The 17,552-nt window shown below is 71.9% G+C and carries 15 protein-coding genes and 3 pseudogenes; 8 read left to right on the top strand and 10 right to left on the bottom strand.

The genetic code is table 11. From position 1 onward, the window contains the following. Positions 1-177 precede the first annotated feature (177 nt). Positions 178-2,940, top strand: a complete 2,763-nt coding sequence (locus tag ACIP67_RS41295; protein WP_401699401.1) for an AAA family ATPase — start codon at positions 178-180, stop codon at positions 2,938-2,940. A gap of 36 nt (positions 2,941-2,976) precedes the next feature. On the opposite strand, the pseudogene ACIP67_RS41290 reads toward ACIP67_RS41295, so the two are convergent. The 4 genes and pseudogenes from ACIP67_RS41290 to ACIP67_RS41275 form a co-directional block, all read right to left on the bottom strand. Next, positions 2,977-3,560: pseudogene (locus ACIP67_RS41290) on the bottom strand (hypothetical protein). A gap of 42 nt (positions 3,561-3,602) precedes the next feature. Next, positions 3,603-3,950, bottom strand: a complete 348-nt coding sequence (locus ACIP67_RS41285) for a hypothetical protein (RefSeq protein WP_401699398.1) — start codon at positions 3,948-3,950, stop codon at positions 3,603-3,605. Positions 3,951-4,094: 144 nt separating this feature from the next. Further along, positions 4,095-5,328 (bottom strand): annotated as a pseudogene (locus ACIP67_RS41280) (NAD(P)/FAD-dependent oxidoreductase). 21 nt (positions 5,329-5,349) lie between these two features. Beyond that, positions 5,350-6,165: a class I SAM-dependent methyltransferase gene (locus ACIP67_RS41275; RefSeq protein ID WP_401699396.1), complete on the bottom strand. Its 816-nt coding sequence runs from the start codon at positions 6,163-6,165 to the stop codon at positions 5,350-5,352. Between the two features lie 459 nt (positions 6,166-6,624). Between ACIP67_RS41275 and ACIP67_RS41270 the strand changes: the two genes are divergently transcribed. The 3 genes and pseudogenes from ACIP67_RS41270 to ACIP67_RS41260 form a co-directional block, all read left to right on the top strand. Beyond that, positions 6,625-6,819 carry a hypothetical protein gene (locus tag ACIP67_RS41270; protein ID WP_401699393.1) on the top strand — a complete coding sequence of 65 codons (195 nt, stop codon included), beginning with the start codon at positions 6,625-6,627 and terminating at the stop codon, positions 6,817-6,819. A 266-nt stretch (positions 6,820-7,085) separates the two neighbouring features. Next, positions 7,086-7,415, top strand: a complete 330-nt coding sequence (locus ACIP67_RS41265; RefSeq protein ID WP_401699391.1) for a hypothetical protein — start codon at positions 7,086-7,088, stop codon at positions 7,413-7,415. After that, positions 7,412-7,705: pseudogene (locus tag ACIP67_RS41260) on the top strand (SDR family oxidoreductase); the annotation flags it as partial. The gene ACIP67_RS41265 and the pseudogene ACIP67_RS41260, both read left to right, overlap by 4 nt. A 45-nt stretch (positions 7,706-7,750) precedes the next feature. Here the strand turns inward: ACIP67_RS41260 and aceE are convergent. The 3 genes from aceE to ACIP67_RS41245 form a co-directional block, all read right to left on the bottom strand. Then, positions 7,751-10,438: a pyruvate dehydrogenase (acetyl-transferring), homodimeric type gene (gene aceE / locus ACIP67_RS41255; protein WP_401699388.1), complete on the bottom strand. Its 2,688-nt coding sequence runs from the start codon at positions 10,436-10,438 to the stop codon at positions 7,751-7,753. 59 nt (positions 10,439-10,497) lie between these two features. Beyond that, a complete protein-coding gene (locus tag ACIP67_RS41250; protein WP_401699386.1) occupies positions 10,498-10,755 on the bottom strand; it encodes a hypothetical protein in 258 nt (85 codons plus the stop codon). 206 nt (positions 10,756-10,961) lie between these two features. Beyond that, on the bottom strand, positions 10,962-11,432 hold the full coding sequence (locus ACIP67_RS41245; RefSeq protein WP_401699384.1) for a carboxymuconolactone decarboxylase family protein: 471 nt from the start codon (positions 11,430-11,432) through the stop codon (positions 10,962-10,964). A 187-nt stretch (positions 11,433-11,619) separates the two neighbouring features. On the opposite strand from ACIP67_RS41245, the gene ACIP67_RS41240 reads away from it, so the two are divergent. Next, entirely contained in the window at positions 11,620-11,871 is a 252-nt protein-coding gene (locus ACIP67_RS41240) for a hypothetical protein (RefSeq protein ID WP_401699382.1), read from the top strand. A gap of 46 nt (positions 11,872-11,917) precedes the next feature. On the opposite strand, the gene ACIP67_RS41235 is transcribed toward ACIP67_RS41240, so the two are convergent. After that, complete coding sequence (locus ACIP67_RS41235) at positions 11,918-12,655, bottom strand: SDR family NAD(P)-dependent oxidoreductase (protein WP_401699380.1); 738 nt, start codon at positions 12,653-12,655, stop codon at positions 11,918-11,920. Between the two features lie 156 nt (positions 12,656-12,811). On the opposite strand from ACIP67_RS41235, the gene ACIP67_RS41230 reads away from it, so the two are divergent. The 3 genes from ACIP67_RS41230 (at position 12,812) to fdxA (ending at position 15,757) form a co-directional block, all read left to right on the top strand. Then, entirely contained in the window at positions 12,812-13,453 is a 642-nt protein-coding gene (locus tag ACIP67_RS41230) for a TetR/AcrR family transcriptional regulator (protein WP_401699378.1), read from the top strand. Between the two features lie 113 nt (positions 13,454-13,566). Then, a complete protein-coding gene (locus ACIP67_RS41225) occupies positions 13,567-14,916 on the top strand; it encodes an NAD(P)/FAD-dependent oxidoreductase (protein WP_401699376.1) in 1,350 nt (449 codons plus the stop codon). A gap of 454 nt (positions 14,917-15,370) precedes the next feature. Beyond that, positions 15,371-15,757, top strand: a complete 387-nt coding sequence (gene fdxA / locus ACIP67_RS41220) for a ferredoxin (protein WP_401699374.1) — start codon at positions 15,371-15,373, stop codon at positions 15,755-15,757. Positions 15,758-15,770: 13 nt separating this feature from the next. Here the strand turns inward: fdxA and ACIP67_RS41215 are convergent, their stop codons facing one another. Further along, positions 15,771-16,268 (bottom strand): Ohr family peroxiredoxin, encoded by a 498-nt coding sequence (locus ACIP67_RS41215; protein ID WP_401699372.1) that lies wholly within the window; start codon positions 16,266-16,268, stop codon positions 15,771-15,773. 170 nt (positions 16,269-16,438) lie between these two features. Then, entirely contained in the window at positions 16,439-17,335 is an 897-nt protein-coding gene (locus ACIP67_RS41210; RefSeq protein ID WP_401699370.1) for an RNA polymerase sigma-70 factor, read from the bottom strand. Between the last annotated feature and the right edge of the window lie 217 nt (positions 17,336-17,552).

Below are 17,552 nucleotides of genomic sequence, written 5' to 3'. Positions count from 1 at the left end.
CCCCCGGGGGGCACCGCTCCGTACCCAAGTCCTCACACCAGGTGACCATTTGACAGTGTCGGCGGTCTCCCGGAGCCCCGGGGACGGACTGACTGGCCGGGGCGTGGGCGGTGGTGCATGATGGGGGCGATCCGAGCCGATCAGGGTCGTACGGCCCCCTGACCTGCGGTGGTGTGAATGTCGAGCAGCGCTCCCCGGCGCGGCCTGCTGGGCCGGCGCCACGAGTGCGGGGTGCTGGACCACGTGGTCGCCGACGCCAGGGAGGGCCGCGGTCAGGTGCTGGTCCTGCGGGGCGAGCCCGGGGTCGGCAAGTCCGCACTGGTGGAGTACTTGACACGGAGCGCGTCGGGCTTCCAGGTGCTCCGGGCCGCCGGTGTCGAGTCCGAGATGGAGCTGGCCTTCGCCGGCCTGCACCAGCTGTGCATGCCGGTGCTGGGCCACATCGACCGGCTTCCCGGCCCGCAGCACGACGCCCTGGCCATCGCCTTCGGCCTGCGGGACGGGAGCGCGCCGGACCGGTTCCTGGTGGGTCTGGCCGTACTCAGCCTGCTGGCCGAGGCGGCGGAGGACCGGCCGCTCCTGTGCGTGGTGGACGACGCCCAGTGGCTCGACCGGGTCTCCGCGCAGACGCTGGCCTTCGTCGCCCGCCGACTGCTCGCGGAGCGCATGGCGTTGGTCTTCGCGGCACGCACCCCGGCCTACGGGACGGGTGACGATCCGTGGGCGGCGCTGCGGGAGATCGAGGTCGTAGGGCTGCGCGACGACGATGCGCGTGCGCTGCTGGAGTCGGTGGTGCCCGGGCGGCTGGACGAACGTGTCCGGGAGCGCGTCATCGCCGAGACCCGGGGCAACCCCCTGGCCTTGCTGGAGCTGACCCGGGGGCTGACCACGGCGGAGCTGGCCGGTGGCTTCGGGCGTCCCGACGCACGGCCGCTGACGAGCCAGATCGAGCAGACCTTCGTGCGGCGGATCGCGTCGCTTCCGGACGGGGCTCAGCGCCTGCTACTGGCGGCCGCCGCGGAACCGGTGGGGGACGTGCCCTTGCTGCGGCGGGCCGCGGAGCAGCTCCAGATCGACGCGGACGCCGAGGGCGCGGCCGAGGAGGCGGGGCTGATCGAGTTCGGTACGCGGGTGCGCTTCCGCCATCCGCTGGTGCGCTCGGCGGCCTACCGCGCGGCCCCGCCCGGCGAACGCCGGTCCGTGCACCGCGCGTTGGCCGAGGCGACGGTCCCTGAGTTCGACTCGGACCGCCGCGCCTGGCACCGCGCCCACGCGGCGGTCGAACCCGACGAGGCCGTGGCCGGCGACCTGGAGCGCTCGGCCGGCCGGGCACAGGCCCGCGGCGGTATCGCGGCGGCGGCCGCGTTCCTGAGACGCGCGGCCGAGCTGACGCCCGACCCGGGCAGACGCGGAACGCGGGCGGCTGCCGCGGCGCGGGCCTCCTTCGAGGCCGGGGCCCCGGAGGTGGCGCTCGAACTCCTCTCCGCCGCGGAGACCCTCCCGCTGGACACGGCCCGGCAGGCACGGCTGGCCCGGCTCCGCGCCCAGATCGCCTTCGCCCGTAGACGCGGCGCCGAGGCGCTGCCGCTCCTGCTCGACGCCGCCGCCCGGCTGGAGGACGTCGACGAGGGCCAAGCGCGTGAGACGTACCTGGAAGCCATCGGATCGGCGGTCTTCGGCGGTCGCCTCAGCGGACGGGTCGGGGTGCGGGAGGCGGCCGAGGCCGCCGTCGCGGCACCGCCCGGACCGCGACCGCCCCGGCCGGCGGACCTGCTCCTCGACGGCCTGGCCGCCTGGTTCGCCGAGAGCCACGCCGCAGGCGCGTCGCTGCTGCGGCCGGCCCTGCTGGCGTTCCGGCAGGCCGCCGAGTACGACGGCGACGACACCGTGCGCTGGCTCTGGCTGACATGGCTGGCCGCCGGCGAGATGTGGGACGACGAAACGTGGCACACACTGACCACGCACGCCGTCCGGGCGGCCCGCGAGAGCGGCGCGCTCAACTTCCTCCCGCTGGCCCTCTCCTACCGCGCCGCCGTCCATGTGCACGCGGGAGAGTTCGACCGGGCCGCCGAGCTGATCAACGAGTCCGGCAACCTCACCGAGGTCACGGGCAACTCGCCCCTCGGATACGCCCCGCTGCTGCTCACGGCCTGGCGTGGCGACGGCGTCCGGGCGGCGGAGCTGATCCAGGGCGGCGCCCGGGACGCGTCCACCTGGGGAGAGGGCCGGGCGATCGGCCTGGCCCACTATCTGCTCGCGGTGCTGTACAACGGTCTCGGCCGGTACGGGGACGCCCTCGCCAGCGCCGAACTGGGGTCCGCGTACGACGACTTGGCGGTCGTCGGGTTCTCTCTCATGGAACTCGTCGAGGCCGGTGTCCGCGATGACGCCCCGGAAGCGGCCGCGGCGGCGCTGGTCCGGCTGGAGGAGCGGGCCGCCGCGAGCGGCACGGAGTGGGCCCTCGGCGTCCTGGCCCGGTCCCGGGCGCTGCTGAGCGACGGCCGGGCGGCCGACCGGCTGTACCGGGAGGCCATCAGACACCTCGGAGGCAGCCGGGTGACCGTCCATCTCGCGCGCACCCACCTGGTGTACGGCGAATGGCTTCGCGGCGAGAACCGCCGCGTCGAGGCACGTGAACACCTGCGTACGGCGTTCGACATGCTGCACGGTTTCGGAGCGAGCGCCTACGCGGAGCGAGCGCGCCGCGAACTCGCCGCGCTCGGCGAGTCCGTGCGGCGCCACGAGGCCGATGTGCACGAGGCCCTCACCGCGCAGGAAGCCCACATCGCCCGACTGGCCGCCGAGGGCAGGACGAACTCGGAGATCGGCGCCGAGCTGTTCATCAGCCCACGCACCGTCGAATGGCATCTGCGCAAGGTGTTCACCAAGCTCGATGTCGCTTCGCGCACCAAGCTCCGCGAAGCGCTGGGCGGCAGCTGAGGGCAGACGGTTCCAGCCGGATGCCGCGGGTCACGGTCAGGACTTCGCGCGGTAGAGGCCGCGACCGGTCCGTTCGACGCGGGAACTGCCGACGATCCGGTCGAGTGTGCTGCGGACGGCGTTGATGCTGCCGCTGTCGGTGTCGCGTCCGAGCGCCGCCGCGACCTGGCGGGCGCGCACGTCGCCGCCGTCGGTCCGCGCGAAGTAGTCCAGGATCTGTTCGGTGAGCCTGCCGTAGTCGCCCTGCTGCTTCCCGGCCCGCGGGCGAGCGGCCGGCTTCTTCGCCGCCTGCCGCTTCCCCGGCCCCGACCGCCGTCGTGCCCGGGTCTCCTCCTTCACGGGGCGGCGACTTCGGTGGCCGCGACCGCTTCGGTACCGGCGCCGCCCGCACCGGTCCCCGCGGGGGCGGAAGGGGTCTCGGCGGGGGAGGACGCGGCCGCCGCTTCCGTCATCACCACCGTGAGGGCACTCAACGCCCGCTGCACGGAGTCGAGGTGGGCGACGACGGCTGCCAGCTCCCTCTCCAGCGCGCGCTTCTGGAGTTCCAGCCGGGCCAGATCCTCCTGAAGGCTCTCAGCGGTGATCTCGATGTCGTGCGCCGCGCGAGTCGCCGGGGCCATGTCTTCCTCTCACCCTCACCCTCCGTGCGGCGCCGGACGAGCTCACCTGTGGTGCCGCGTGGTTCGGACACCGGCACGATCGCCTCGGACATCCTGGGCGGAAGCATACTCGTCGCCGCGGACGTACCGGGCTGTCCGCAGGTGTTCTCCGGGGAACGGAAGGTCCGCACGCCGGTCGCCGCCGTCCTGGCGCTGGGCCTCCTCCGCCGCTGGGGCGGGACATGACAGGCGTAGCCGGCACAGCTTCTCCGAGGTCTCCCGCATGCGTGCGTCGACGGTGTCGATGGCTTCCCGGAGCAGGTGCGCACGCGCCTCCAGCACGGCGGCCTCCGCCGCCAGGGTGACGCCGGCGGCGGCGGTGTCGAAGGGCTCGTGGTGATCGTGGGTCATCTGACGTCCTTGCTTCGGCCGGAGAGGGGGGCGTGGGGACCGTGCCCGAGCGTCGGCGCCCGGGCACGCTACCGCACTGACCGAGCAGCCCGGGGAGTTGTGACAGCGCACGACGGGCGGGACGCGGCGGCCCCGGCGCGGCCTTCAGGACACCAGGGACTCCAGCGGGACGTCGGGATCGCGCAGGACCGAGTCGTCCGTCTCGGTCCGGGAATCGATGAGGGAACGGACGGGGTCGATGACGTCCCACACGTTGACGCTCATTCCCGCGAGGACGCGGTTCCCGGACATCCAGAAGGCGATGAACCGCCGCTCGTCCCGCGAGCCGCGGAAGACGACACGGTCGTAACCGCCCGGCTCCACGTAGCCGGTGTACTCCATCCCGAGGTCGTACTGGTCGGTGTAGAAGTACGGCAGCCGTTCGTACGCCGCTTCCCGGCCGAGCATGCTCAGCGCGGCGGTCCGCGGCTGGTGCAGGGCGTTGGCCCAGTGCTCGACGCGCAGATGCCGGCCGAGCCTGGGGTGGTAGGCGTTGGCGACGTCCCCGGCGGCGTGGATGCCGGCCACCGACGTCCGTAGGTACTGGTCCGTGACGATGCCGTTGCGTACGTCCAGACCCGCCTCCTCGGCGAGCCGGACATTGGGTGTGATCCCCACTCCCACCACCACGGCGTCCGCGGGCAGACGGGTGCCGTCGGCGAGCAGCACCCCGTCGACGCGCCCGTCGGTCCCGGTGAGGCGCTCGATCCGCGCCAGGGGGGCGCAGGTCGACTCCGTGCTCCTTGTGCAGTGCGGCGAACACCTCGGCCGCCTCCCGTCCGAGGACCTTCAGCAGGGGCAGCTCCGAGTGCTCCAGCACCGTCACCTCGGCCCCCGCGGTCCGGGCCGCCGCGGCGGTCTCCAGACCGATCCAGCCACCGCCGACGACCACGATCCGGGCGCCCGGGGTGAAAGCGGCCTTCAGTCGCTCACTGTCGCCCACGCGGCGCAGGTACAGCACGTTGTCCAGTTCCGAGCCCGGTACGGACAGGCGGCGCGGTGAGGATCCGGTCGCCAGGAGCAGCGCGGCGTAGGGCACGCGGCGGCCGTCGTCGAGCGTCACCTCCCCGGCGGCCGCGTCGACGGCCGTGACGCTCGTGCCCAGAAGCAGTTCGACTCCGTGCTCCCGGTACCAGCCCTCGGGGTGCACGTGGATCGACTCGCGCTCCTCCTTGCCCAGCAGGTAGCCCTTGGACAGCGGTGGCCGGATGTACGGCCGCTCCCGCTCGTCGCCGATGAGGAGGACCGGCCCGTCGTGACCGTGCTCGCGCAGTTCCTCCGCGGCCTTGCCGGCGGCCAGGCCGCCTCCGACGATCACGAACGTACGGTCACGCGGCATGATGTCCTCCGTCCTGGTCGGTCACACCGGACGAGCCGTGTGACGCTGTCTCTCACCAGACCGCGTCGAAGCCCTGGTTGTGACATCGCGGGTCATCGCGAGGACGGCCGCATCGGTCGGCCGGGACAGCGGGGTGAACCCGTGCCGTTCCAGATCGCGGACGAGTTCGGAGCGCGAGGCCGGCCACATCCAGAACGTCTCGGTGTGTTCCCGCAGCACACCCTCCCGGGCCCGGACCCGGTAGTCGACGCGGGTGCGGATACGGTCCCCGACCGCCGACATCACCATGCGCCCGCCGTATGCGTGCCGGCCGATCCGGCGCTCGGGGAAGACGCGCACGACGTCCCGCACGGGAAGACGGGCGGGCGGCAGATGGAGGAGCAGTGTGCCACCGGGGGTGAGGGCCGCGGCGATCGCCGGCCAGAGCGCGCGCCGCGCGGCCGGCGGGAGGCAGGCGACCGTGTTGTGGCAGACGGCCACGTCCGCGACCCCGTGCAGGGCCGCTTCGTCCAACGGGTGCGGATGTACCGTCACCCGCTCCCGCAGCGCCGCCGGCAGCGCGGCGAGACGGGTCATCAACGGGGCGCGCATGGCACGCGAGGGCTCGACCGCGTGTACGCCGACCCGGGACTCCGACAGGCTCATCAACGTGACCCGTCCCGTTCCGGCCCCGATGTCCAGCACGCCCAGACGGGCTTCGCCGACCGCGGGACCGTAGAGGCAACGGACCAGTGTCTCGTCCTCGCCTGCCTGGAGGATGTCGTAGAACTCCGCGGTGACGGCGTAGGAGTCCGGCCGGGTCCGGGCTTTCGGTGCGATCACTGTGACGAGGTGCATGCTCAGCAAGACAGGACGCCGGCCGGGCCTGTGACAGCGGCGGTCCGGCGGGCGCGGGCGTGGGACGTGCCGGGTGTGCTCGTCCTCACACCCACACGCTGTCACAACATGCCGGTGCGGTCCATCAGTTCTGTGGCTCCGGCTTCGGAGCCCTTCCGGACCGAAAGCAGAGCACGTCGACATGACCGGGACTCCTCCACAGGTGTGGCTGCCCGCGCAGTTCGGCAGTCTCGCCGATCTGACCGTCGGTCCCGGTCACTGGTCCCGCTCCTGGTCGGCGAGGCCGCGCACACGGACGCCGCACGCAGGCTCACCGCCACGAGCGTGACCGCCCTGCGCGAGTCCGGCATGTTCCGGCTGGGCACCCCCGCCGTCCACGGAGGACATGGCGCGGACGTCCGGACGGCGGTCGAGGTCTGCGAGGAACTGGCGCGCTGATGCGCCGCCGCCTCCTGGACCGTGGCCATCGCCTACGGCGGCGACCTCTTCGCCTCCCAGCTCCCCGACACCGAGCGCGCGACCCTGTGGAAGGACACCCCGGACACCTTCGTCTGCGGCACCGCCAACCCGTCGGGAACCGCGCGCCGTACGGACGGCGGCTGGGTCCTGAGCGGCCGCTGGCCGTGGATCTCCGGTGTTCACCACGCGCCCTGAAACCTGCTCGGCTTCACCTGGACCGAGGGCTCGGACGGTGACCCGCGGCGCGGCATGGCCCTCGTACCCACCTCCGCGCTGACCGTCGAGGACGTGTGGCACATGGCCGGGATGCGGGGCACCGCCGGCGACGCGGTCGTGACGGACGGCTTCTTCGTGCCGGACTCGCGCGTCATCTCCCTGACGGACCTGGCGGACGGTCCTACCGGCGCCGCCATCCCGACGAACCGCGCGTCGTCTTCCACCTGTCCATCAATCTGCCGCTGGTGGCGACCGTCGTGGGCGTCGCGGCGGCCACCCTGGACCGGGTGGTCAGCGCTGCGGCGGGCGGGAAGAGGACGGCCTCACCGTTGTACCCCGTGGTGGCCGAGGCCCCGTCGCACCAGGCGAACGTGGCGGAGGCCGCCGTACTCGTCGACACCGCCCGCCTCCACCTGAGGCGCGCCGCCGACGAGGTGGACACGCAGGCCCGGGCCGGCCGCCGCCCCGCGCTCGCCGACCGGGCCCGGCTGCGCATGGACGCCCCCCACTCCGCACGGTGTGCCCACCGGGCCGTGAGCCTGCTGCTCGACACCGCCGGCGCGGGCGGGGAATGAGGATCGCCCTGCTCGACCGCGACGCCGACGCCGTGACCCGCCTCGCCCGCCGACTGGACTCCGGCGACGGCACGGCCGTGCCCTTCGTCGCCGACGACGAGGCGCCGGCGGCGGCCGTGCGCGCGGCCACCGACACCTGGCACTCGCCCGACATCCTGGTCGGCAACGCCGCCCGCACCGTCTCGGGTTCCGTGTGGGACACCGGACTCGACGAGTGGGACGCCCTGATGGCGACCAATCTGCGCAGTGTCTTGGCCCTGACGCGGCGGTGCGCCCCGGAGATGCGGCGACGCGGGTGGGGGCGTGTGGTCAACCTGGCCCGCACCGGCGGGCTCTCACCGGTCGAGGCCGTAGCGCGCGCGGGCCCGGGCGACGGTCTCCGGCGGGACCTGTCCGGCGCGGGCCAGGCGGTCCAGAGCGGTCACCACGATCGACTCGGCGTCGACGCGGAAGTAGCGGCGTACGGCCTCACGGGTGTCGGACAGTCCGAAGCCGTCGGTGCCCAGGGAGTAGTAGTCCTGCTCGATCCACTGGCTGATCTGGTCGGGAACCTGGCGCATCCAGTCGCTGACGGCGAGCACCGGGCCCGGGGCACCGGCCAGGGCCTCGGTGACGTACGGGGAGCGCTCCTCCCCGCGGGTCCGGGCGTCGTCGGCGCGCATGGCGTCGCGGCGAAGTTCCGTCCAGGACGTCACCGACCACACGTCGGCGTGCACGTCCCACTCCTCCCTGAGGAGTTCCTGGGCACGCAGCGCCCAGTGGACGGCCGTACCGGAGGACAGGAGCTGGAGCCGGGGTCCGGTGGTGGCGGGCCGGGCGGGCCGGTACCGGTAGATGCCCCGGACGATGCCCTCCTCCACTCCCGGCGTCTCCGGCAGGGGCGGCTGGTGTGTGGGTTCGTTGTAGACGGTGAGGTAGTAGAAGACGTTCTCGGGCCGCGGGCCGTACATCCGGCGCAGGCCGTCACGGACGATCACCGCGATCTCGTAGGCGAACGCCGGGTCGTAGCTGACGGCCGCCGGGTTGGTGGCGGCCAGCAGGTGCGAGTGTCCGTCGCCGTGCTGCAGCCCTTCACCGGTCATGGTGGTGCGTCCGGCGGTGCCGCCGACGACGAAGCCGCGGCCCATCTGGTCGCCGAGCGCCCAGAACTGGTCGCCGGTGCGCTGGAACCCGAACATGGCGTAGAAGATGTAGAACGGGATCATCGGTTCGCCGTGGGTGGCGTACGAGGTCGCCGCGGCCGTGAACTCGGCCACCGAACCGGCCTCGGTGATGCCCTCGATGAGGAGTTGCCCGGTGGTGCTCTCCTTGTAGTGGAGGAGCTGGTCCGCGTCGACCGGGTCGTAGTTCTGGCCCTGCGGCGAGTAGATGCCGGCGGTGGGGAACATCGACTCCATGCCGAAGGTACGGGCCTCGTCGGGAACGATGGGCACCCAGCGCGCGCCGGTCCGCTTGTCGCGCATCAGATCCTTGACCAGTCGGACCAGCGCCATGGTGGTGGCGACCTCCTGGCGGCCGAAGCCCTTCTCCAGCGCCTCGAAGGGTGGGGCGGGCGGCTGCGGCAGCGGCTTCGCGGTCACCTCGCGCGCCGGTGCGGGACCGCCCAGCGCGGCCCGCCGCTCGCGCAGGTACCGCACCTCGGGTGCGTCCTCCCCCGGATGCCAGAAGGGGACCTGGTCGCCGGCGAGCGCGCTGTCCGGGATGGGCAGCTCCAGCAGGTCGCGCATCTCGCGGAACTGGGCCGTCGTGAGCTTCTTCATCTGGTGGTTGGCGTTGCGGGACTCGAACGCCGAGCCGAGGGTGTGGCCCTTGACGGTCTGGGCGAGGACCACCGTCGGCGCGCCCCGGTGCTCCACCGCGGCCCGGTAGGCGGCGTACACCTTCAAGGGCTCGTGTCCGCCTCGTGAGTTCCCGAACAGGTCGATCACCTGGGCGTCGCTCAGGGAGGCGGAGAGGACGGAGAGGGCGTCACCGGTGAAGAAGTTCTTGCGTATGTAGGCGGCATCCCGCGCGGCGAGGGTCTGCATCTGTGCGTCGGGCACCTCGCCCAGCCGCCGTACCAGGTCGCCGGTGGTGTCCTGGCCCAGCAGCGGGTCCCAGGCCTCGCCCCACAGGGTCTTGACCACGTTCCACCCCGCGCCGCGGAAGCGCGCCTCCAACTCCTGGACGATCTTCGAGTTGGACCGTACCGGCCCGTCCAGGCGCTGCAGGTTGCAGTTGACGACGAAGGTGAGGTTGTCCAGGCCCTCACGGGAGGCGAGGGTCAGGGCGGCCATGGACTCCGGCTCGTCCGTCTCCCCGTCGCCGAGGAACGCCCACACCCGTGAGGCGGAGGTGTCCTTGATGCCGCGGGCGTGCAGATAGCGGTTGAAGCGGGCCTGGTAGATGGCGCCGAGGGGGCCGAGTCCCATGGACACGGTCGGGAATTCCCACAGCCAGGGCAGCCGCCGGGGGTGCGGATAGGACGGCAGGCCGTGACCGCCGGCCTCCCTGCGGAAGGAGTCCAACTGCTGTGGGCCCAGGCGGCCTTCGAGGAACACCCGGGCGTAGATGCCCGGGGAGGCGTGCCCCTGGAGGAACAGTTGGTCGCCCGAGCCGCTGCCCTGCTTGCCCCGGAAGAAGTGGTTGAAGCCGATCTCGTACAGCCAGGCCGCCGAGGCGTAGGTGGAGATGTGCCCGCCCAGCCCCGAGGGGGCGCCGCGGGTGACCATCGCCGCGGCGTTCCACCGGTTGAGCGCGGTGATCCTGGACTCCAGCTCCAGGTCGCCGTCGAACCGAGGCTGGGCGGCGGCCGGGACGGTGTTGATGTAGTCCGAGGACAGCAGTCCGGGCAGGGGCATCCCGGATGCCGCGGCGAACTCGTGCACCCGTCGCATCAGGTACACCGCTCGTTCCGGCCCGGCGTTCCGCACGACGGCGTCGAGGGAGGCCAGCCACTCGGCGGTCTCCTCGCGGTCACGGTCGGGCAACTGGTCGAGCTCACTGAGGTCAGGGGTCTCAGTGGGCCGGGACGGATCACTCATGGGGGCCTTCCTGGCACGACTTGGGGAGGAGGCGGCCGCGGACCGCCGCCCGGAGGGGGTCAGCGCTGCTTGAGCCACTGGGCGAAGGTGTGGTGGCCCAGATGGGCGTCCGGCCCGGGAAGCAGCGTCCGCTCCTCGAGGGATACGCCGAAGAACGGGACACGCGGGTCGGCGACGACCGGCCCGGTCCGGCCGGCGGCCGTACCCGCCGCATCGGCAGTTCGGTGACGGGGTACGACCTCCGCTCCGTGGTCCCTGAGCCCGGCCACGGTCCTGGAACCGATCAGACCGGTGGCGCCTGCGACGACGACTCTCATGGTGGTCTCGTCCGTCCGGGGGCCGTGACCCCGCTCGGGTGTTCTCGAAGACGGTGAACGGACGGCCGCGGGCCGCCGTCGGCCCGCGGCAGGCGGCGGCTACTCCCGGTGGCTCGTCTCCCGGCCGGTGGCTCGTCTCCCGGCCGGTGGCCGGGGACGGCCGGGAGACGGGCGGCTGGCATGCGGCGAGTCCGGTGGCTGACGTCTCAGCCGAACATGCCGGGCTTGTAGCCCCCGGCGGGCTGCCGGTTCATGACGTTGATGCGGTTGTACGCGTTGATGATCGCGATCAGTGAGATCAGCGCGGCGAGCTGGTCCTCGTCGTAGTACTTCGAGGCGTTCGCCCATGCCTCGTCCGAGACACCGCTCGCGCCGTCCGCGAGGCGCGTGCCCTGCTCGGCCAGCTCCAGCGCCGCGCGCTCGGCGTCGGTGAAGACCGTGGCCTCGTGCCACACGGCCACCAGGTTCAGGCGCTGCTGGTCCTCACCGGCGGCGAGGGCGTCCTTGGTGTGCATGTCGGTGCAGAAGCCGCAACCGTTGATCTGGCTGGCGCGGATCTTCACCAGTTCCTGGGTGGCGACCGGGACGGCCGAGTGCACCGCCGCGCCGGCCGAGTTCAGGTGCTTCATGACCTTGCCCGCGAGGGCGTTGCCGAAGTAGTCGATACGCGCGTCCATGAAGGGACCTCTCCACAAGGGGGACTCGTTACAGCCCACTGACCGGGCTGCCCGCCGATCTGTGACACGCACGGGCCGATGACTTCGCCCTGCACCTCCGGCGTGTCACACATCCGCCGACAACCCGGTCTCCCGCGGCAGCGGCCACTGACCACGGAGTGCACAGGGACCCGGACAAGCAGGCCGCGTGGCCGACTTCACCGCTCAAGCCGACGGGTTGGGCGATGAGCAGCGGACCGCCGTCGAGCGGTGGTCCGTCGAGCAACGGAGACATGTGGCCCGTGCGGTGACGGACCACATCGCCGACAGCGTCGGCGCCGCCGAGGCCGGGCATCGCGGCCGGTTCGGCCGGTGGCTGAGGGGCACACCGACCGCCATGATGCCGATCACCGTGATGACGATCGTGTGCACAGCCGTCGTGGTGGGCACGGTGGCCTGATCACCCGGCCTCCGGGACACCGGACGCGATGCGGGGCCGTCGTCCGTCAGCGGGTCTGGTCGGTGGGACGGATGAGGATCTCGTTGACGGCCACGTGCTCGGGCTGGGTGACCGCGTAGAGGACGGCCGCGGCGATGTCGTCCGGGTCGAGGGTTCGCATGGACTCGGCCATGTTCTTCGCCGCGGCCTGCATGACCGGATCGGTGATGTGGCTGGTCAGTTCGGTCGAGACGAATCCCGGCTCGATGACGACGACCCGTACGCCCTGCTCGGTGACCTCCTGCCGCAGCGCCTCCGTGAAGGCGGTGATGCCGAACTTGGTGGCCGCGTAGGCACCGCTCGCCGCCGACGAGATGCGTCCCGAAGTCGAGGAGATCTGCACCACGGCGCCCTTGGCCGCGAGCAGATGGGGCAGCGCCGCGTGCACCGTGTACATCGACCCCAGCAGGTTGGTCTCGACCATCCGCGTCCACTCCGTGGTGTCCGCGCCGAGGATGGCCCCGCTGAGCATGAGGCCCGCGTTGTTCACCACGATGTCCATTGAGCCGAAGTGCTCGACGGTCGCCGCGACGGCGTCCTGTACGGAGCGGGGGTCGGTGACATCCAGATCCAGGGCCAGCATCTCGCCGGAGCCCTCCCGGGCGAGGGAGGCCAGCCGGTCGGCCCTGCGGGCGCCGACGGCCACCCGGGCGCCCGCCTTGGACAGGGCGAGTGCCGTCGCCCGGCCTATGCCCGAGGATGCGCCCGTGACCAGGGCGACCTTGTTGTCAACAGTGGTGCTCATGTCTCCTCCGAGAGTTGTCGCCGTCGGGCGCTCGGGCCCGAGGCCGGTGAGGGCACCGCCCGGCTAAAGTGACCGGTCGGTCATGTTGATGAGCCTAACACTGAAGATGACCGCACGGTCATCTTCAGTGTTAGGCTCAGGGCGAAAAGAGGTGGCATGACTGACACGACGCCCGCTCCCGGCCCCAGGGCCGACATGGTCCGCAACCGGCGCCTGCTGCTCACGGCGGCGGCCGAGGCCTTCGCCGAGTGCGGGGTCGATGTGTCGATGAGCGAGATCGCCCAGCGGGCCGGCCTCGCCAAAGGCACCGTGTTCCGGCACTTCGCCTCGAAGGACGATCTGCTCGCGGCGATCATGCTGCAACTGCTCGACCGGCTCACCGATCTGGCGACACGCCTGTTGAGAGCCGATGACGCGGGCGCGGCGCTGCGGGAGTTCATGACCGCGGGCGTCGAGGCGCTCGCCGCCGACCAGGCGTTCTGCGATGTGGTCGGACGGCCCTCGTTGCAGCAGGCGGAGGTACGGGACGCAATAGGCCGCCTCGGCGACGTCGTGGAGGACCTCACGGCCCGGGCGAAGGAGCAGGGCGCCGTCCGCCCGGACGTCACGGGGACCGACATCACGCTGCTTCTCGGCGGAATCCACCAGACAGCGGCCCCGCTGCTGGACACCGACCCGCAGCTGTGGCGGCGCTACCTGGAGCTGGCCCTCGACGGACTGCGCGACTCCGGTGCCCGCACCCTGCCGCATCCGCCGCCCGCCCGGCTGCGGCTGTCGGCTCCTTCCCTCCCGGACTGACCCCGTCACACCGTCGCTGTCCTCCACACCGCCGTCGTGCGCACCACTGTCGTGTCACAGTGGGCGGTTCCTCCCGGTCTTGGTGTCAGAAGCCGAGAGGAACAGAGGACACTGTGCGTGAGATCCTGATCGTGGGCGGTGGTTACGCGGGTTTCTACGCCGCGTGGGGCCTGGAGAAGAAGCTGCGCCGGGGTGAGGCACGCGTCACCGTGGTCGACCCTCGCCCCTACATGACGTACCAGCCGTTCCTGCCCGAGGTGTTGGCCGGTTCGGTCGAGGCCCGTCACGCGGCGGTGTCACTGCGGAGGCATCTGCGTCGCACCCGGCTGATCGCGGGCGCGGTGACGGAGATCCGCAACAGCGAACGCACGGTGACGGTCCGGCCGGAGACCGGGCCGGACTTCGACCTCTCCTACGACGTACTGGTGGTGACGGCGGGCGCGGTCACCCGCAGCTTCCCGATCCCGGGAGTGGGCGAACAGGCCTACGGGCTCAAGCACGTCGAGGAGGCCGTGGCCGTGCGGGACCGGCTGCTGACCTCGTTCGACCGCGCGGCGATCCTGCCTCCCGGGCCCGAACGCCGGAAGCTGCTGACGGTCACCTTCGTCGGCGGCGGCTTCTCCGGCGTCGAGGGCTTCGGAGAGCTGCTGGCCCTGGCGACCGCGCTGCTCAAGCACTATCCGGAGATCGACGCGGAGGAGTTGTCCTTCCATCTGATCGAGGCGAGGGGACGCATCCTTCCCGAGGTCGGCGACGGGCCCGGTGAGTGGGTGGTGCGCTCTCTGGAGAAGCGGGGTGCGCGGGTGCATCTGAACACCCAGCTCGTCTCCGCGGCCGGCGGTCGCATCATGTTGTCCGACGGTGAGGCGTACGACTCGGATCTGCTCGTGTGGGCGGCGGGCAACGCGTCCAACCCGGTCGTGCGCAACCACACGGATCTCCCGGTCGACGAACGAGGACTGCTGGTCGTCCGCGCCGACCTCCGGGTCGGCACCGACACCGAGGCGGTGGCGGACGTGTGGGCCGCGGGCGACGACGCCGCCGTGCCCGACCTGGCGTCCGGACGCCCGGGTGCGCACACGGTCCCCAACGCCCAGCACGCGGTACGGCAGGGGAAGCTGCTGGCGAAGAACATCCTGGCGGCGCTGCGCGGCCGGCCCACCAAGGACTACGTCCACCACAGCCTCGGCGTGGTGGCCACGCTGGGCCTCGGCGGCGGCATCTTCCAGTACCGGCGCCTGGTCGTCAAAGGGTTCCCGGCCTGGCTGATGCACCGTGGGTACCACGTCCTGGCCATACCGACCTGGGAGCGCAAGGCCCGGGTGTTCGCCGTGTGGGTCACCGCCGCCCTCTACGGACGCGACGTCGTCTCGCTCGCGTCGGTCCAGCACCCACGGGACGCCTTCGTCTCCAAGGGCACGCCCCGCCCCGGCGAACAGCCCGAGGACGCGGTCGCCCGGTGAGCCGGCCCTGACGACAGCGGCGCGGGGGGGGGGGGGCCCCCCCCCCGGGGGCCCCCCCCCCCCCCCCGGGGGGGGGGGGGGGGCCCCCGGGGGGGGGGCCCCCCCCCCCCCGCGCCGCTGTCGTGCTCTCCTCGGGATGCCCCGCGACAGGGAGTGATCAACGACGCGAACCGGCGGTGGCACGGACTCTCCGATCCCGAGCGGGCCCGGGTCGCGCATACCCATTCCGTCAACGGTCCTACCGGCCCCGTTCGTGACGCCCTCCCCGCAGCACGTCCCCGTACGCTGCTCCGCCATCGGTCACATGGTGTGGACAGGGGCACATCGACAGCATGTCGACAGCTGAGAACGGTGGGCCTGCCGTCACACTTCCGCGGCCCGCGCGGTCATATGGACGAGCCGGACTGCTCTTGCGAACAGCTTCCGGGACGTCTGCCACGGCGAGGAGGAGAGGATGACGTACGTCATTGCGCAGCCCTGTGTCGACATCAAGGACCGCGCGTGTGTGACCGAATGCCCGGTGGACTGCATCTACGAGGGCGTGCGCACCCTGTACATCAACCCCTCGGAGTGCGTCGACTGCCACGCCTGCGAGCCCGTCTGCCCCGTCGAGGCCATCTTCCCCGAGGACGAACTGCCGCGGCACTGGGCACACTACGCGTCCGTCAACGCGGAGTACTTCGAGCCCGCCGCCCCCGCGGAGCCCGCACCGCACGCTCCGCGGGGCGATCATCCCCTGGTCGTCGCCCTGCCTCCGCAGAGCCTCCCCAAGAAGGAGATATCCGTGTTCACCGTCGGCAAGGAGGAGGCCGCCGATGCCGACCTGTGGTTCCCGCTCTGACCGGGACAGACCCTCAGGAGGAGAGTGTGACGGTCGTCGGTGTGCCCTTCCACGCCATCCGCGCGTAGGGGCACAGGGAGTTGGCCTTCTCCATCAGGGGGGTGGCCACCTCCGCTGCGACACCGGGCCACGTCACCACCAGATCGACGCGCAGCAGATACCCGCCGTTCCCCGGGTCCCGTCCGAAGCCCACGGTCGCCGCGACCGAGATGAGGTCCGGGTCGAGCGCCTCGTGCCGCGCCACCAGGCTCAGCGCTCCGTGGAAGCATGCGGCGAAACCGGCGGCGAACAACTGCTCGGGGTTGGTGCCCTGGCCGTCACCGCCCAGCTCGGAAGGCATGCGCAGATCGAGGTCCAGGAGGCCGTCGGCCGACCGTGCCCGTCCGGAGGCCCGCCCGTGCGCGGCCACACCACCGCTGACGGTCACCGTCGTGGTGTAGATGGGCGAGAACGAGTCCCCGTTGAAGTCCTTCCCGGTCGACAGGGTGGGCAACTGAATCCGCTCGGTCACGGCATGACTCCGATGCTGTCACTGTAAGTTGCAGAGTTCCGTGACGACGAAGCGTCACGCTGTCTGTCTTTTGATGTGCGAGGACGAGGGGTCCCGCCTACCGGATGACCGACGAGTCACCTTGTCTGTGACGCCTACCCGGTGCCGGCCGAAGAACACTCGACAGTGGGTCAGTTGTCGAGAGAGGCGACATAGGGAGACAGCTTGTCCGGGTTCATCACCCACATGATCCGGTCGATGCCCTCCGTGGACACATCGACGCACAGCAGGGCCACAGCGCTCCCGGCGGAGGACACGAGCACCGCCGGCCGGCCGTTGGCTTCGACCCACCGAGTGTCCGCCGGCGGCCAGAAGCGCGGCGCGAAGGCCGCGAGGTACCGGGACACGCGGGCACGTCCGACGACCGGGATCTTGGACGCGCTGCGGATTCCGCCCCCGTCCGAGTAGCTGACGACATCCGCGGTCAGCACGTCCTCCAGCACCGAGAGGTCGCCCGTCCGCGCCGCGGAGAGGAAGACCTTCAGCAGGCGCCGGTGGGCCGCCGGGCTGACCCGCTCGCGGCGTTCGGCGGCCAGGTGCTTGCGGGCCCGGCTCACCAGCTGACGGGCGTTGGCCTCGTTCGTCTCCAGGATCTCGGCTACCCGCCCGTAGGGATAGTCGAAGGCCTCCCGCAGCACGTAGGCGGCGCGCTCCACGGGGTTCAGCTTCTCCAGGAGCAGCAGCACCGCCAGCTCCAGGGCCTCGGCCCGCTCCGCGCCCAGCTGCGGATCCTGTCTGGTGTCGACCGGCTCCGGGAGCCAGGGACCGACGTAGGTCTCCCGGCGTACGCGTGCCGACTGGGCCAGATTGATCGCCAGGCGGGTGGTCACCGTGGTCAGGAAGGCGGCTGGCTCGTGCACGGCCGCCCGGTCGGTGTTCTGCCACCGCAGCCAGGTCTCCTGCACCACGTCCTCGGCTTCCGCGGCGCTGCCCAGGATGCGGTACGCGATGCCGAAGAGCTGCGGACGCGCGGCGATGAAGTCCTTCGTCGCTCGGGCGAGGGGGTCGTGAGGGGCGCCGGCGGGCATGGAACGGTCCCTTCTAACTGTGTCGCCGACCATGCTACAAGTGTCACATCGAACCGCCTCCGGCGGACACACCGTGGCATTCACACGGCCACGATGCGGACGCCCCTCACTGCCGCGCGAGCACGGTGCCGACGTGGCACGGCCCACACACCGTGGCCGCGCAGTCCGGCGCCGTCCTCGAACCGTTCGGACCGGTGGCTCCTGCTACGACGACTCT

The sequence above is a fragment of the Streptomyces sp. NPDC088812 genome (assembly GCF_044750285.1).
Taxonomy (GTDB): Bacteria; Actinomycetota; Actinomycetes; order Streptomycetales; family Streptomycetaceae; genus Streptomyces.
Note: the sequence above shows the minus strand (reverse complement) of the source record. Positions and strands in the feature narration are given on the sequence as shown.